The sequence below is a fragment of the Cellvibrio sp. genome (assembly GCF_046347455.1).
Taxonomy (GTDB): Bacteria; Pseudomonadota; Gammaproteobacteria; order Pseudomonadales; family Cellvibrionaceae; genus Cellvibrio.
Genome location: NZ_JAXMGC010000002.1, coordinates 20,064 through 35,983 on the forward strand (window position 1 = coordinate 20,064; position 15,920 = coordinate 35,983).

Consider the following 15,920-nt stretch of genomic DNA (forward strand, 5'->3'; position numbering starts at 1 on the left):
ACAATGGCAACTACAGCGTTTGACGTAATTACTTATGGTAATGGCGATTTCCTCCGTATGGTGTTTAACGGGGTAGCGGCACTTTTCGGTGAGGATGATTATTTCATCGCGATGAAGACCGCTGTGTTATCGGGTTTTTTGGTAATTCTGTTTAAGGCAGCGTTTGGTCGGCAGATGTTGGCAAACTTCACTGCTTTTATTGGCACAATTGCTTTTTATATGGCGGTAGTTGTACCCAAAGTAGATGTTCAAGTAGTGGATCGAATCACAGGTGAAACTTTTAATGTAAATAATGTTCCCATTGGGCTTGGTGCTACAGCCAGTATTTTTTCTATAACAGGAGATTACCTTACTAAAAAATTTGAAACCATATTCTCGCTGCCCAATGGAATCAATTACAGTCAGGCTGGCATGCTATTTCCGCAATCTACGTTGCGATCTATGCAAGATCTAAAAATTAGCGACCCTGAGCTGCGAGAAAATATGCAAAAGTATTTACTCAATTGTGTATATTTTGATGGATTGGGACAAAATAGGTTTTCCCCAACTGATTTAATCCAATCTACTGATTTGATGGATTTCTTTGAGAAAAATACCAGTAAAAATGTTACGCAGTTTATTTATACGGAGGGTGGTGTTCCCAAAGCGCCGGTAACATGCTCGAAAGCAATAACGAATTATTTTAAGGATAAACTGAATAACAAAGACCAAATTAAAAAAATGATTGCCGAGTCTGGAGCAAGCTTTGCGGGGCGATCAGATTTTAGCGATGATGCTGTAGTAGCGGCGTACAAAGCTAAGAGTGAAACGGCTCTCAAGGATCAGTATTCTGCGAATCAGAAATTCGACTCTCTCGCAATACAGTTTGGGTTAATAAACGAGTTACAACCTGTAATGGAGCGATTTGGCCAAGAAGCTGGTGATCTTGGTTATATATTTAAGAAGGCAAAAGAAGAGCGGCGGCTCAAAAACACTACTGCGTTTGCAGAGGCGCTATGGACTCTGCCGAAAATGCGAGATTTATATGAGGCATTTCTGTATGCAATTTTTCCAGTGGTTGTGCTTATATCACTAGTTATGCCATCAAAGGTTCCCGTACCTTACATTTCGATGTTGGTTTGGATAAATTTGTGGGCTCCCATATATTCTATTATCCATTTTGCTATCAGTTATTGGACGCGTATTTCAATGGCGAACAGCGGAATGAATGTCGGTGGGTTTAGTGCGTTAAATGGTCCGCAAGTGGCAGAGCACGCCGCTGACATGGCAAACATTGCTGCATGGCTTGCTGCAAGCACACCAGTAATTGCTTATATGATTGTGTCACGTTCTGGCGCAATGATGGCGCAATTAACAACACGTGCAATGCAAGGTTATGAACAAGCGGCGGCTAAAGCCAGTGATGAAATTATTACAGGTAAGGGCATGTATCATGGACAAGGTTGGCAAACGGCTCAAACTAGTGCCAATACGGGCATGACTCCAGGAAACTCAGTATCTCAAGGCTTAAATACATCTGGTTCTATGATAACGCACGCGCCTGATGGGCATGCTTATTTCCAGGCAGCCAAATCAGATTTTGGTTCTGTATCTATTTCCAGCACACAAAAAGATACGGAAACTTTAAAGCACTCCTATAACAACGCGGTTAAAAATGAGCAGGAACGCGCCAGTGAGTTAGCAAATGCAAACATATCTGCTTTAAAAGCCGTAAGTGGAGCTATGCATCAGTTAGCTGCATCTGACAGCAAAGAGTCGGGCGTGTCCGGAGCTCAAACTCGTAGTGATGAGAAGATTTTCAATACGATAAAAGCTGCAGCAGAACAGTGGGGAAAGAATCAGTCTGTTAGCCAAATTAAAGATTATGCTACACAGATTGCGCAAAAAATTTCGGCTAGTTTTGGGCTCGGTGTGGGAGCTTCTGGGGTCGGAGTAAATGCGGGTGCCGGTGTGAGTGTAGAAAACAACTATACAAGAACCGATAAAGAGTCAGTATCAATTAGTGATACTGAAATGAATAACTTTATGAAATCAAGTCAGTTTTCAGAGGCGATTAAAAGTGTAGGGCAGCACGTGTTGGCTGACGCCTCGAAGAGCGGTCTGCAATATAATAATACAACAGTAGATAATCTTCAGAGAGGGTTGGATAAGATTACCCAATCCCAAGAATCCTTTAAAATGGCGACGAAGGAAGCTGAAGAGGCTAAAAGAGAGCTATCTAATGCGTCAGAAAAATCAGATATTAAACAAATAGATTTTGCTCAACGCTTACTTGATAAGGCTGGTGCTGGCAGGGTGCAAGAAATAGTCAATGGATTAAATTCCGAAGACCCAATCCGAAGAGATCAGGCGAATAAAGCGCTGAATGAACTGAAAATCGATGCGGGGGTGAGCCGCGTGGCACCTGCGAACGACAATGAATTCAACGCAATGCTGCAGCAATATAGAGTGACGGGGTCAGCAAATATCGATCGTTTTGCAAACGAAGCGAGAGACAGAGTTGATGCAGCAGATACCACACATATAAATGAAACTGGTTCAGTGGATTACCACGCGGTTGCAAAGCTAAAACGCGACGTGCAGCAATCTCATGAAGAGGAAAAGCACAATCAGCGCAGCGTCAAAAATCACGTAGAAGTTGATGGAGATGAACTCCAGCCGAAGGTTCATAAAACATCAGGAGCGGGAGTCTTTAAACGGTAGGGGTTAAAGCTAAAGAATTGCGGCATGTGCATCTTTAGTGGAACGGATAATTTTTTGTATCAACGAGTGATCTAAGAATTGCTCTTTTTGATTGCGTATTATGTGGGCTAATTGAATGCAGAATAATTCAATAAAAACAGAAATATCTACCTACGCAGGCCGATATTGGGCTGCGATTAAAGATAACGAAATTGTTAATTTGGTGGCCATGAATAATCCACAGTCGGGAGACTTTGATGAATATCGTGCGCGTGCTATTGAATTTCTGAGCTTGCTAGGAACACCCAAGGCGGGGGTCATCGAAATTCGCAACGGAAAGCGTTTTTTCCTGCAAAGGTTAACGCACGTGAATCGCGGTAAGCACCCGCGGGAACCCAAAATATTTCCGGTTTATGATCGGCTGACTATATTAGATAGTGATTTGGCTTTGCTGGGCGATTATTGGGGGGCTGTTAGAGGAAAATCAGTAATGGCAATAATTTCGGCTGATGCCCCCGTTGGGGTGGATAAAATAGAATTCGAATGTAAGGCAAAGGCATGCTTAGGGCTTCAGGGGACGGTTATTAAAGGCGATTTGATTGAAGAAAAAGGTGCGCACTTTTTAGTTTCGAATTCGTTATCAAAAAATTCACAAAGTAGATCCGAAAAATATGTGGTAGTAAAACCTAGAAAAACATTTCTGTTGGCCTCAGTCGAGAATGAGAGGAGTTGATTGGTTTGCATGTGATTTCATTTTTCGCGTGTAACGTCTGTCACAAATTTGAGTAAATTAATTCGGCTATTCATATTGTTGTTGAATTTAAATATTTTTTTTCACAAAATGCTACTGCACATACAAGTTCGATTTATTTGAATTTGTAGTGATTCAACTTCTTTGGGTTGGGTTCCGATAACTATTTCTCGGAGCCCTCTCCGAGAATTTGACCAGGTGACATTTGTGAAGAAATTTTTTCATAAAATGTGGAAATCTTGGGCTGAAGCGACTTTTCAGGAATCTCGTCTTGCAGACTTGACTCCTATGGAAAGAGGTATGGCTCAGCTCGTGATGTTTCAACTGCTATAACAAGTTTGTGGTAGTTGAGTTTTCGCACGAGGCTTAGTTCGCCTTGTGTTCACCTGCAAGGCACTCCTTAGGGAGTGTCTTTTTTTTATGGGAAGCAGTCTTTTTGGGGCTCTAAGTCCATGCTGAGGTGCCAGCATTGTAGGCTTTAGATGAAGTTATTTTTCGATCGTGTGTTTTTGCTCAGTTACCAATATCTCCGCAGTTCAAATTTTTTCAATCATCAATTGCGACCCCTGCTTTTTTTCGATAAATTCGTCGAGCGGTTTTAATCCGTAAGCTCCAACTTTGAATAGGGTTGGTCAAGTGACTAGACAGCTAGTCGCTTGACTGGCTGTATACATAAGAGGAACCTATGGAAGGTTATGATAACGCTGCGTACCTGAATTTAATCGTAAGACCAAATGTTTTTATGATTAAAGAATTGGTGCTGTCCAACGAGTCATGCTCGCATCCGTTTGCGGAAATATTGCATGTTGCATTATTGAAGCATATAAAAGAGTCTGGGGCGCAATACAGGCGTCTTAGAGCATCTTGCGGTTGTGGTCTTATTGTAACTCGTGAGCATGTATTTGTTTCCTACCCCTTACCGCCAAAGGTAAGGTGTTTGGAAATTATTACAAGTGTTAACTTTTATAAGCCTAACAAAACACGTGTTTTTGTTAGGTGATACCGCAACCACCTTTCGGGGTGGTTTTTTTTGCCTAAAATTATATTTCTTCTCTATCAAATTACCTGTAATGAAATTAATATAGGGATGCAAGATTATTCTTGCGCAAACTAGTTGGCAGAGGAATCTGCAAACTCCATGACTGTGTGAAGCCAGTCATGGAGTGACTGGTTGTGCACCTCCTAACAGGGGTTTTATGAGTATTCAAATTAATTTTGCGCCCAACACCAGAGAGCGGAGTTTTTTGCTTAATGGTGGTTCCAGAGAGTTGTTGCTCCTTGCGGAACAATATCTCGAGGAAGTTGATTCAGTTTCACTAATGCTCTACAAGGGTTATGTGTTTTCATATGCTCAAGGCGAAAGGGTAGTTGTTTATACATCCATTGAGAACTTGAGGATTGCACTAAATTTCGTTAAAAATTTAGATGTAGTTTATGTGGAGCTCATAACAAAAAGCAGGCAATACCTATTGACCTGCGAAATGAGATTGGTGGTTCGGGATGATGCTTTGATCAAGCAAGTTCCAATCGCGAAGTACATGCCGTTATTTTTGGCGGCGGAATTTGGTGGTTGGATTAATGGTGATGTTCGAAAGAAAAACTGGGAAACATTGCGATTAGGTTTTGGACCTTTTCGTACGGTACTTATTGCGAAAGGGTGTGTCATTACATTTAACTGTTTCATACGATCAGGTAAGATTAATGGTGCGTCAATTTCTTTGAGTAGAAAATCTAGGCCGACGCTGAGATAGCGTTTTCCTCTAAAGCCACTCTTCGGAGTGGCTTTTTTATTGTCACCCCAAAAGCACCTCTATGGAGGTGCGGTTAGCTACTCTTTGCTGTGTCTGAAAGGTGTCTATGCTAAAGATGCGCAATCGTTTTTTGCCAGCAAATGATCTGTAGTAAGAATCATGAGTAGATATGAATTTGCATCACACCTTTCTATCGCTATCAGCATCGCGTTATTTGGACACCAAAATATAGGTTCAATATACTGACTCTGCATATAAGAAAAGAAATGTATCGAAGTATTTATGTGTTATGTGTAATGAAAATTATAAGGTTGTTGAGTTGGCTGTGTAGGTTGATCATGCGCATTTAGTGGTAATGATGCCATCGAGCCTAAGTGAATCGGAGTTGGGTTGAGCGGACGAAGACAAGCAGTCGAGATAGAAAGAGGTGTGCCAGCTGGGGCTATAGGCAACGGTGTTTGCATCATAGTTCTTTGTTCAAACTTTTTTAGTTCGGTGAAATCTGTCTCAGCTTTGTGATGGGTTGATTTGGCCTGATTATAAGAAAAATAATTAATTTGTGTTAGCATATGAAAACGAGAATAAAATCTCGTAAATCGAAGCATTGTTTCGGCAGTGTAATGTTCTTGGTCGGCGAGCCGATCAAGAACATTGATCGGTGGCGCCTCTTGTTATGGGGCAATTTATGAAAATATACGATGCAACTGTGAAGGAAATTATCGGCTTTTTATGGGATCACCTTCCTGAGTCTAATGAGGAAACGTTACTCCATTTCATTTCCACCAGCGAAAAGGGATTCGTTATTAATGGTTCCCTGTATTCATTAAGTGAGCTTTTGTTGCTTGGTGATGATGTAACCTGTCAGGCTGAGTCTTTTGGTTTGACTGAGAGATTCTGTCCGCCAATCATTGAAGTTGAGGGTGGGTTAAATCTTGCAGAGTACATTACTGGTAATGTCAGGGAGTTCGTATCAAAAGTGTATCTCAAGGTGGGTGGAATGCTTGATCCAGTTGACGTTGAGGCAAACCGGGACACGCCGGTCTGGCTATCACGCTTTCCAGCTGGAAATGATCGCTATCTATGTATTGCTGGTGATAATAAAAAAGCTACCATCACGGTTGAACCTTTCTCATAGTAGATTGTGTTCAAGACAGGCCACCCTTTGGGGTGGCTTTTTTATTGGCCAATCTATCAAGCATAATGAAATTTTTTGTCTGGTTTTCCGTGAGTCATCGGTCTGCCGATGCAAACCACATAATAGTAGGCTCATGAATTTATGAGTTTTTGTAAATATGTGTGATCTAGGCATCATTGCTAGGATTGTGAATAACTAATAAATAACTATAATTTTGTGCGCGAGCTCCTTTGTGTGTTTGCAATAACTGGTCGTGCAGTAGCGCGATTTTTTTGATCAGCAAAAACTGATCAAGAAAATCGATCAGTTTTTGCAACTCCTTATGGGGATACTATGAAAACATTTAAATTGAAGGCATCGTCAACAGCTCTCGTAAAAGATAAGCGTCTTTCGAACCTTGGTAATATTGATATCGACCAGCTCCATGAAGTGGCGACCTCGTTACTTCATAGGGGAATGGTGGGGTCTTGGTCAAATGCTAAGGATGGAGAAGCTGTATTTTATTTGGAGGGTAAAGAGTATTTTACCCGCTATGACTTTATAGAAGCTGCTCGGTCGTTACCGGACGGTAATCATCTGGTAATTATAGAGGTATTCTCAAAAAGAATTAGCGTGTCTCTAGAGAATATAAACGACAATAAAATTTCAATTGAAAATCGGACGATCATGGATGATATAAGTTTGCAGAAATATATTCGGCGCTTATTGGCGCTGGATTATTCTGGAAATGTTGATATTTCCCAAAAGGAAAATAACTGGAGGTTCTATGAGCGCCAACTTTTTAATTCCAGAGGTGGTGCGTCTCTTGATCCTTTTGTTTGTGTAGTCAAAGATTGGGGTCTGAGTATTGAGCTCAAACTTGATTGGATATTGGACGGTACTTACAGTTTGAATGTAATTGCCAAGCCAGATTCAGATTCTCAATTGTAGAAGTTGAATCTAAAAATCTCACTCAGCTTTGCTGAGTGAGATTTTTTTTGCCTATTTTTTGTGAATAGGTTTGCTTTTTTTATTTTCATAAGGCATGCCTGTTGTGTTAATCTTTTTTGGCGGGATTTATCCTGTAGAACCGATATATTGCAATGCAATGTATTATCTTGATCGGCTCACCGATCAAGATAATTGATCGGTGGCGCCTCCTTTTTAGGGGCTATATATGAAAATCTTAGATGCAACACCTGCTAAACTTTTGGAATTATTCTGGAAGGCAAATCCAAAAACAATCAACGGAACCTTATTAGACTTTATTTCTAATAATAATTTTGGTTTGATTGCTGATGGATGTTTTTACTCTGTTTCAGAAGTAATGAAGCTCAGTGATGAGGTGCCCCACTTTGTGGAGCGTTTTTCGCTGGAGCGTAAGTACTCAGGAGCTATAAATATTGAAGGTAATTTGGCTATCCATGATTACATCGATTGTAGTGTCAGGACTTTGTATCAAAGGTGTTTCATAAGGTCGGTGGCGTGCTTCGTCCTGAAGAGGTAGAGGCAAATCGGGATGGGCCGAATTGGCTTTCGCGATTTATAGCAGATCCAAACACTTATTTAGTGATAGAGGGTGATTGCTCTGCTATAACCATCAAGTGTGAACCTATTTCATCGTAAAATATGTTCATATCAAGCCACCTAAGGGTGGCTTTTTTTTAAGCTAAATTCTTATCTGTCGCGAAGGACAATGCAAAAGATTTTGGCCCCACATTAATCGCACCCGTCATACTCATCATGGATAGCATGGTTTTAATATCATGCTCCTTGCAAAATTCGCGGAATTCCGCCAACACGGGCTCGTCTTTAATCTCCTCCAGTAAACCGCCGTAGCTCATGGCGATCACATCGCTCGTTAAACCCTGGGTAATTTGTTTGCGAACATGGGCAAACAACTTTTCCAGTGCACCCAAAAAGCCTTTGCCAGTATCAATCTTGTCGGTTTTGCCGCGATGCAACTGCACTATAGGGCGCAAATTTAAGGCGCTCGCCAATTTAAAATTGATCCACGAAATGTTGTTGTCGCCCTTACGCAAATGGCGGCGGTCACGCATGTAAGAAAGATCGTTGGGAATCAAATAGCCGTAAACCTGGTCGCGCATGTTGTCGATTGCGCGAATAGATTTGTTCAGCGGCATATTTTCCACATGGATTTTCTTCACTAATTCATAAACCAACAAGGCGTGACCGGTGAACATGGACATGCTGTCGTACAAACGAATTCTAAAGGGCGCGCGTCCTTCGCTTTTTTCCATCTCGCGAAACTTAGGTTCGTTTACCAGAGCGGCCTCTGATACGCGTTTGTAAACATCGCTCTTTTTGCTGTTGATGGTTACAACCTGTACTAAATCGTAATTCGGCAAAAGGCGTTCCTTCAAAATATGCGTCATATCGCTGACCGATAGCGGATCAGATTGCGCCAAACCAAACTGCTCTTTTGAGTGATTTTTGTAAAAATCCAGCATGGTTTGTGGATCGCGATAATCCAGCGCCTGGCCGCCGTCATAGTTGATATAAATAGGCAGCACTTCAATGTTGTGTTGTTGGATAAATTTAGCGGGCAGATCGCAAGTTGAATCTACCGCAATGCAAGTTCTTGATGTCATGGTGTCTTCTCCGTGATCTGATCTCTCAACAGGATCTAAAACGTTTGCGCAGCCATCGAAGATTCCTTGGTGGCTTGCTGTGTTGCCATTATTGGCTTGAAGCCGCTAATTCAATAGTCGCTAAAGCGGAGTTTTGTGTAAGGAAGATGACCGACGTCGTGTAAGACATATCGCACAAGCGGCGGAATTCAGGAGGTTTTGGTTAAAGCAGATACAGGCGTTAGCTGGCGAGCGGCAAACTCAATTCAAATTGGGCGCCGCCAAAGGCTGATTGGTTTACGGTCAATTTGCCGCCATAGCTGTGAATAATATCGGCGGCTACGGCGAGGCCAATTCCTTGGCCGGGCAAGCTGGTATCGAGCCGGTGGCCGCGCTCTAAAATTCGGGTTTGTTGCTCTGGCGGAACGCCGGGGCCGTCATCGCCAATGCTAATCAGCAGATGTTTGTCTTTCGTTTGGCTGCGCAAATGTACGCGGGATTTACCGTACTTGAACGCGTTTTCGGTGATGTTGCCGATCACTTCCATCAGGTCTTGTTCGTCGCCAGCAAAAATGGAGTGAGGCGCGAGCTCGTAATCAGCGTGAATGTTTTTATCGGCATAAACTTTTTGCAGAGCGTTAAACAGGCGATGAACAATTGGCTCCAAATCGGCGCGTTGATGGCTGCCAAGCTGCTGGCTAGAAACAGCGCGTTGTAATTGATAGGTGACGACTTGATTCATGCGCGCAACTTGTTCAGCTGCCAGTTGTTGCAATTCTTCATCTGCAGATGAATGGCTGAGTTTTGCTTGCATGACTGCGAGCGGCGTTTTCAAACTGTGGGCAAGATCGCTCAAACTGTTGCGATAACGCTGCCGCAAAGCTTGTTCGCGCGCGAGCACTTGGTTGAGGTTGTCGACAATATCTTGCAGCTCGTCCGGGTGGTCGCCTTGAATGTCGCTCGTGTCGCCGCTTTGCATGGCTTTCAGTGCTACTGCTAATTTTTTCAGCGGGTTCAAACCCCAACGCAAAATAGCGGTTTGTGCAATCAGTAGCAAAACACCCACCGCGCCCAGCCATTGCCAAAGTTGATTGCGATAGGCATTGCGTTCTGCAATAAAGTCTTCGCTGTCATGCACGGCCACAAAGCGAAAAGGTACTTCGCGGTTCTTGGCAACTTCCCAAAAAATATCGGAGTAGGCGATAAAATAATTTTCGTTTTCAAACTCAAAAATAATCTCTGCTGATTGATCGGCATTGAGCTTGGGTGAAATTTGGTCGTAAGTAGGCGGCGTTTGCAGTGATGTAGAGTTGGATTGCCAGATGAGTTCTTTTTTGTCGTTAAACAAATAAGCATACAAGCCTGAATTGATGCGTTCGAAATCCTTATCACGCAACTCTTTTGGCATCACCAAGCGCGGCTTTTCATTTTTTCTGAGCGGTTTGGTGGGGAGATCGGCTGCGCTGTAGAGTAAATAGATATTGCGTTCCAGCCGTGTTTTTTCCGCAGTAATTAAGCTGGTTTGAAAGGCGCGATCCAGAAAAAATCCGGTCACGCCCAAAAATATAGGCAGTAAGAGTGCCGACGCAAAAAACAGCCGCGCCCGAATCGAAGTCAGTTTTTTGCTTAGCACAAAAGGCTGCCCGCTTAGTCTTTACTTGCGTTGAATCGGTAACCCAAACCGCGCTGGGTGCTAATCAAATTCAAGCTGCCATCCGGGTCGAGTTTTTTGCGCAGGCGGCCGACGAACACCTCAATAACGTTGCTGTCGCGATCATAATCTTGCGCGTATAAGTGCTCGGTTAATTCGGTTTTGGAAATATTTTTTCCGGCGTGCATCGCCAAATAAGTCAGTGTGTTGTACTCAAAACTGGTGAGTTCCACTTCCTGATCGTTGCGGTGCACGCGGCGTGCGCTGGTGTCAATGGAAACAGGGCCGTAACGCAAAACCGGAGCGGCGTGGCCGCTGGCGCGGCGCAAAAGTGCATGCAGGCGAGCGCGGAGCTCTTCCGGGTGAAAAGGTTTGGTGAGGTAGTCATCTGCGCCCGCTTCCAAGCCTTCCACTTTATCCTGCCAGTTGCCGCGTGCGGTTAAAATCAAAATAGGGAAGTTGCGATCTTTTGCGCGTAGTTGTTTGATGAGTTGGGTTCCATCGAGCAAGGGCAGGCCGAGATCAATGATGGCGAGATCGTAATCGTATTCGCTGCCCAGAAATAAACCTTCACGTCCATCAGCGGCGGTGTCGCACGCGTATTTTTCGCTGACAACAATTTGCTCGATTTGCTCGCGTAAACTTTTTTCATCTTCAACAATTAATAAACGCATGATGCAATTTCCTTGTGTGTGCAATTCGCCATTATTGTGGCGTGGCTTCTACATTACTGTGGCGTGGGTTCTAGGGGTGAATCTTCAATCAGCGTGCCGCTCACCGCATCCAAATTAATGGTTTTCATGCGGCCATTTTTTTGCAGCAACTTCACCGCGTAGCGTGGTTTGTCTTCTTCTACATATTTGCGCACGTTAATGACTTGGCCTTCCGCCAAGGCTTGCGCACGCTGCGCAGCTTCCGTAGCGCTAATAGTTGGCACTTTAATCTCTTCGCTTGAGTTTGCATTTTCGCCGTTCAGTGTTTCTGTGGGTTGCGGTACAGAAGCGGCTTCTTTTTTGGTGGACTTTTTATTGTTGCCAAATAAGTCGTCTTTCGCTTCCGCTAGATTGGATTTGAAACGGGAAAATTGTTGCTCGAGGTAAGAGGGCGGTTTTTCGGCCCCTTTTGCTTTGGGTTTTGCTTTGGGTTTTGCTTCAGCAGCTTCTTTCTCTTTGTTATCGATTGTATGTTCGGCGTTTTGATTGTGAATGGATTCGGATGATACCGAGCTGCTGGAACTGGCAACCAATTGTTCAGTATGTGGTGCTTGTTTTGAGCTGGGATCATCGCCAAACAAGTCCTTTTTGGCAAAAACCTCAGGCGCAGCCAACAGCAGAGCCACCGCGATTAGCGATAGCAGGGCTTTTCCTGATTTTTGGGAAACTTGCATAGGATTCCTCGCAACTCTTTATATCTCTTAACCGCGCTGGTTATCTTTTGGCTGCACCGGAAACTGGTCATCTTCCTGTGCAGTTTTACTTCATGCATCACGCTACCGCCGCGGGCGAGTTTGCAGAACACTATCGCTTCCAAACCGCTAAAATTCAATCGCCATTTTGCGAAAAATAATAGCGCGGCAAATTAATCATCCCTTGAGCGTACTGCAACAGATACGGGGATGCGGTCGCCCGGATGGCGGTCGGTACGGGTTTGGTAAGTTCGACCGTTGTAACGGTAAGTCACATCATAGCCAACGATACGGTTTTCATATTCGGTGCGGTACTGAGTGCGGCACACTTCCTCATCGCGGTAACTTACACGACGATCGCTGGCTGCGTCGTTGCCGATGCTTGCACCAATCAATCCGCCCACAGCCGTAGCTCCACCGCGACCATTACCGATTTCGTGGCCAATAGCGGCACCCACTAAACCACCGACCACTGTGCCGGCGAAAGAGTCTCCGCTGCGGCGTTCGTGAGCAACGGTTCTTACGCGGCAAGATTCGCGCGGAACATCAATCGCAACCTGGCGATAGATCGGGCGGGCGTCTACCACTCGGCCATAGTCGCCATAATCGTAGGCGTCATAAGTCGAATACACGTAATCGTCGTGGTAATGGCGTCTGTAGCCGTGGTCGGCAGAGGCGCAGCCAGCAACGAACATGCTCATGCTTATGGCCAAGATACTGCGAGCAAACAGACGATTTTTCATGATGGTTTTCCTTGAACAAAGACGTTAACAAGAAACTAACTACCGCTTTTTAAAGCTCACTTGCAGATTAAGTCTGTGAAGCTGAATCTTTGCTGAAACCCGGCGGGACTTTTTATTGTTTTTGGATAATAAATACACAGCAATAGCCCCAAACCCGACGCTTATTCAGGGTATAATCGCCGCCCTGTTAACTTTATATTTTTGGAAGTGGATTTGCGGGTTATGGCAGAAGTAGCGAACGTAAAAGAGTATATGGCTCAGCTGGGGCGTAACGCCCGTGCGGCTTCCCGCGCAATTGCAGCAGCCTCTACTGGCGTGAAAAACAAAGCCTTATTGGCGATTGCGGATGCGTTGGACAACAACCGCATCACCCTGGTGGCAGAAAACCAAAAAGATTTGGCAGCAGCCAAGGCAAATGGTTTGGAGCCGGCCATGGTGGATCGTCTTGCCGTAAAACCCGCCACTATAGACGCCATGATCGAAGGTTTGCGTCAAGTGGCCGCTTTGCCAGACCCATGCGGTGCTATCACCGATATGAATTACCGCCCAACCGGCATTCAGGTGGGAAAAATGCGCGTGCCACTCGGCGTGGTAGGCATTATTTACGAATCTCGTCCTAACGTGACGATTGATGCGGCGAGCCTTTGCCTGAAATCGGGCAACGCAGCCATTTTGCGTGGCGGCAGCGAATCCATCCACTCAAACCGTGCCATTGCGGCTTGTTTGGCGGAAGGCTTGAAGGTGGCTGGCTTGCCAGCATCGGTTGTGCAAATCGTGGAAACGACTGATCGCGCTGCGGTGGGTGAGCTTATTGCTATGCCTGAATTTGTGGACGTCATTGTTCCTCGCGGAGGCAAAAGCTTGATTGAGCGCATCAGCAAAGACGCCAAAGTGCCTGTTATCAAGCATTTGGATGGTATCTGCCATGTGTTTATCGACAGCAAAGCTGATTTAGACAAAGCCTTTGATATCGCCATGAACGCCAAAACCCATCGTTACGGCGTGTGTAACGCTATGGAAACGCTCTTGGTTGATGAACAGGTTGCTGCTCAGATATTGCCTCGCCTTGCGGCAGCTTATGCAGAAAAAGGTGTGGAATTGCGCGGTGACGAAAAAACCCGCGCAATTATTCAGGCGAATGCCGCAACCGAAGAAGATTGGGCAACCGAATACCTTGCGCCAATTTTGTCGATTAAAGTTGTGTCTGGTTTGGATGAAGCTATTGATCACATCACTCGCTACAGCTCACAGCACACAGACGCGATTGTCACCGAAGATTTCACGCGCGCTCGTCGCTTCATTAACGAAGTGGACTCAAGTTCGGTCATGGTGAATGCGTCCACGCGTTTTGCAGATGGTTTTGAATATGGCCTCGGTGCTGAGATCGGTATTTCAACCGACAAAATCCACGCGCGCGGCCCAGTGGGCTTGGAAGGTTTAACGTCACAGAAGTGGGTTGTGTTTGGCGACGGGCACGTTCGTGTATAAGGGCAACCCCCTCTTAATCTCCCCCTTAAAAAGGGGGAGAGATAAAAGCGTCTCCCTAAAGTGGTTGGGCGTAAGCTCCTCCCCCTTTTTAAGGGGGAGGTCGGGAGGGGGGTAAGTGCGTAAAACAATCGGTATTTTTGGCGGTACTTTTGATCCCATTCATATCGGTCATTTGCGCATGGCGCTGGAGCTAAAACAGCAGCTCGGTTTGGATGAAATGCGCCTGCTGCCGTGCCACAAACCGCCACATCGTGACGCGCCGCAAGTCAGTAGTGCGCAGCGTGCAGATATGTTGCGAATTGCATTAAAAGCTTGCCCGGAATTGCAGTTGGATGAGCGCGAGTTGGCCCGCGATAAGCCTTCTTACACTTTCGATACCTTGCAGGATTTTCGTAAGGAGTTGGGGGCGGATGTCAGCTTGGTCTTATGCATGGGTGAAGATGCGTTTGCGGGCTTGTCCAGTTGGCATCGCTGGCAAGAATTAATTCAGTTCGCGCACATTGTGGTAATTGCTCGCCCTGGCTGGACGCTGCCGCAAACTGGAGAAGTACGCGATCTTATTAATCTTCACGCTGGCAAGGCTGACGCTCTGACGCAGCAACCGACGGGTTCTATTGTGTTGCAATCTCTGCGGTTGCTGCCCATTTCGGCAACGGAGATTCGCCAGCAAATATCGGCGGGTCATTCAGCGCAATTTTTAGTGCCTGAGGGTGTGTGGGATTACATCAAAGCGAATCAGTTGTATCGCTGATGTGTTCATTGCATCAGCAAGCGCAAATTGAATTTTATTTTTTTATTTTATAGGTAATTGAATGTCTGATTTAAACAACGCCATCATCGAAGCTCTGGAAAACCTCAAGGGCAAAAACATAGTGACGCTCGATGTGCGTGAACTGAGCGATGTGATGGACACCCTGATTATCGTAAGTGGTACCTCGAATCGCCACACGCGTTCGCTGGCAGAAAATTTGGTTGAAGAAACCAAAGCAAAAGGTTTTCGTGCAAACGGCATTGAAGGTATGGAAGCGGGCGACTGGGTGTTGGTGGATTACATCGATACCGTAGTTCACGTGATGCAAGAGGAAACTCGCGCCTACTACGAACTGGAAAAGCTCTGGTCACTCAAGCCAGCAAGCCGCGCAGAATAATTTTCAGGTGGGCAGAGATTTATAGGTAGATAGGTAGAGAGTGCTGTGCGTATTCGAATTATTGCCGTAGGCACCAAAATGCCCGATTGGGTTGAGGCAGGTTACGCCGAATACGCCAAGCGTATGCCGCGCGATTTGGTGGTTGAGATGGTGGAATTGCCGCTCGCGCAACGCTCAAAAAATTCCGATATTGCCGGCGCCATGAAAAAAGAAGGCGAAGCCATAATGGCGGCCATTGGTAAGGGCGAGCAAATTATTGCGCTGGAAGTCAAAGGCAAAGCCTGGAGCACCGAACAGCTGGCGGAAAACATGGCGAGCTGGAAAATGAGCGGTTCAAATTATTGTTTACTCATTGGCGGCCCCGACGGTTTGGCGCCCGAGGTGTCGGCCATGGCCTCGGTAAAATGGTCGCTCTCACCCTTAACGTTGCCGCATCCTCTGGTGAGAATTTTGGTCATTGAGCAGCTCTACCGCGCCTGTACCATTTTGCAAAACCATCCGTACCACAAATAACTGAAGCCCAATAAACTTATTTCAAAAAGCGAAGTCACAAATCGCGTATTTTCTTCAATCTTGATTTGCCTATTGGGTTTGAA

15 protein-coding genes are annotated in these 15,920 nt (G+C 45.2%); 10 read left to right on the forward strand and 5 right to left on the reverse strand.

The genetic code is table 11. From position 1 onward, the window contains the following. The first annotated feature begins 3 nt into the window (after positions 1-3). From U1F02_RS04065 to U1F02_RS04090, 6 genes are all read left to right on the forward strand, one after another. The gene (locus U1F02_RS04065; protein ID WP_409989083.1) at positions 4-2,703 is read left to right on the forward strand and encodes a conjugal transfer protein TraG N-terminal domain-containing protein; all 2,700 of its coding nucleotides are present in this window, start codon (positions 4-6) and stop codon (positions 2,701-2,703) included. A 115-nt stretch (positions 2,704-2,818) separates the two neighbouring features. Beyond that, on the forward strand, positions 2,819-3,415 hold the full coding sequence (locus U1F02_RS04070; protein WP_409989084.1) for a hypothetical protein: 597 nt from the start codon (positions 2,819-2,821) through the stop codon (positions 3,413-3,415). Between the two features lie 1,214 nt (positions 3,416-4,629). Beyond that, positions 4,630-5,184: a hypothetical protein gene (locus U1F02_RS04075; RefSeq protein WP_409989085.1), complete on the forward strand. Its 555-nt coding sequence runs from the start codon at positions 4,630-4,632 to the stop codon at positions 5,182-5,184. A 685-nt stretch (positions 5,185-5,869) separates the two neighbouring features. Beyond that, positions 5,870-6,319 carry a hypothetical protein gene (locus tag U1F02_RS04080; protein ID WP_409989086.1) on the forward strand — a complete coding sequence of 150 codons (450 nt, stop codon included), beginning with the start codon at positions 5,870-5,872 and terminating at the stop codon, positions 6,317-6,319. A 333-nt stretch (positions 6,320-6,652) separates the two neighbouring features. Further along, positions 6,653-7,249, forward strand: a complete 597-nt coding sequence (locus U1F02_RS04085) for a hypothetical protein (protein ID WP_409989087.1) — start codon at positions 6,653-6,655, stop codon at positions 7,247-7,249. A gap of 226 nt (positions 7,250-7,475) precedes the next feature. Beyond that, on the forward strand, positions 7,476-7,805 hold the full coding sequence (locus tag U1F02_RS04090; RefSeq protein WP_409989088.1) for a hypothetical protein: 330 nt from the start codon (positions 7,476-7,478) through the stop codon (positions 7,803-7,805). Between the two features lie 157 nt (positions 7,806-7,962). Here the strand turns inward: U1F02_RS04090 and U1F02_RS04095 are convergent, their stop codons facing one another. From U1F02_RS04095 to U1F02_RS04115, 5 genes are all read right to left on the reverse strand, one after another. Then, a complete protein-coding gene (locus tag U1F02_RS04095; RefSeq protein ID WP_409989089.1) occupies positions 7,963-8,910 on the reverse strand; it encodes a DegV family protein in 948 nt (315 codons plus the stop codon). Positions 8,911-9,130: 220 nt separating this feature from the next. Continuing rightward, positions 9,131-10,522 carry an ATP-binding protein gene (locus U1F02_RS04100; RefSeq protein WP_409989090.1) on the reverse strand — a complete coding sequence of 464 codons (1,392 nt, stop codon included), beginning with the start codon at positions 10,520-10,522 and terminating at the stop codon, positions 9,131-9,133. A 14-nt stretch (positions 10,523-10,536) separates the two neighbouring features. Beyond that, a complete protein-coding gene (locus U1F02_RS04105) occupies positions 10,537-11,214 on the reverse strand; it encodes a response regulator transcription factor (protein ID WP_409989091.1) in 678 nt (225 codons plus the stop codon). Between the two features lie 53 nt (positions 11,215-11,267). Then, positions 11,268-11,927, reverse strand: a complete 660-nt coding sequence (locus U1F02_RS04110) for a PepSY domain-containing protein (protein ID WP_409989092.1) — start codon at positions 11,925-11,927, stop codon at positions 11,268-11,270. Between the two features lie 191 nt (positions 11,928-12,118). Next, complete coding sequence (locus tag U1F02_RS04115) at positions 12,119-12,688, reverse strand: glycine zipper 2TM domain-containing protein (protein WP_409989093.1); 570 nt, start codon at positions 12,686-12,688, stop codon at positions 12,119-12,121. Positions 12,689-12,910: 222 nt separating this feature from the next. Between U1F02_RS04115 and U1F02_RS04120 the strand changes: the two genes are divergently transcribed. From U1F02_RS04120 to rlmH, 4 genes are all read left to right on the forward strand, one after another. After that, a complete protein-coding gene (locus U1F02_RS04120) occupies positions 12,911-14,176 on the forward strand; it encodes a glutamate-5-semialdehyde dehydrogenase (protein ID WP_409989094.1) in 1,266 nt (421 codons plus the stop codon). 115 nt (positions 14,177-14,291) lie between these two features. Then, positions 14,292-14,927 (forward strand): nicotinate-nucleotide adenylyltransferase, encoded by a 636-nt coding sequence (gene nadD, locus U1F02_RS04125; protein WP_409989095.1) that lies wholly within the window; start codon positions 14,292-14,294, stop codon positions 14,925-14,927. A gap of 61 nt (positions 14,928-14,988) precedes the next feature. After that, positions 14,989-15,324: a ribosome silencing factor gene (rsfS, locus tag U1F02_RS04130; protein WP_409989096.1), complete on the forward strand. Its 336-nt coding sequence runs from the start codon at positions 14,989-14,991 to the stop codon at positions 15,322-15,324. Between the two features lie 45 nt (positions 15,325-15,369). Further along, positions 15,370-15,837, forward strand: a complete 468-nt coding sequence (gene rlmH, locus U1F02_RS04135) for a 23S rRNA (pseudouridine(1915)-N(3))-methyltransferase RlmH (RefSeq protein WP_409989097.1) — start codon at positions 15,370-15,372, stop codon at positions 15,835-15,837. Positions 15,838-15,920 lie beyond the last annotated feature (83 nt).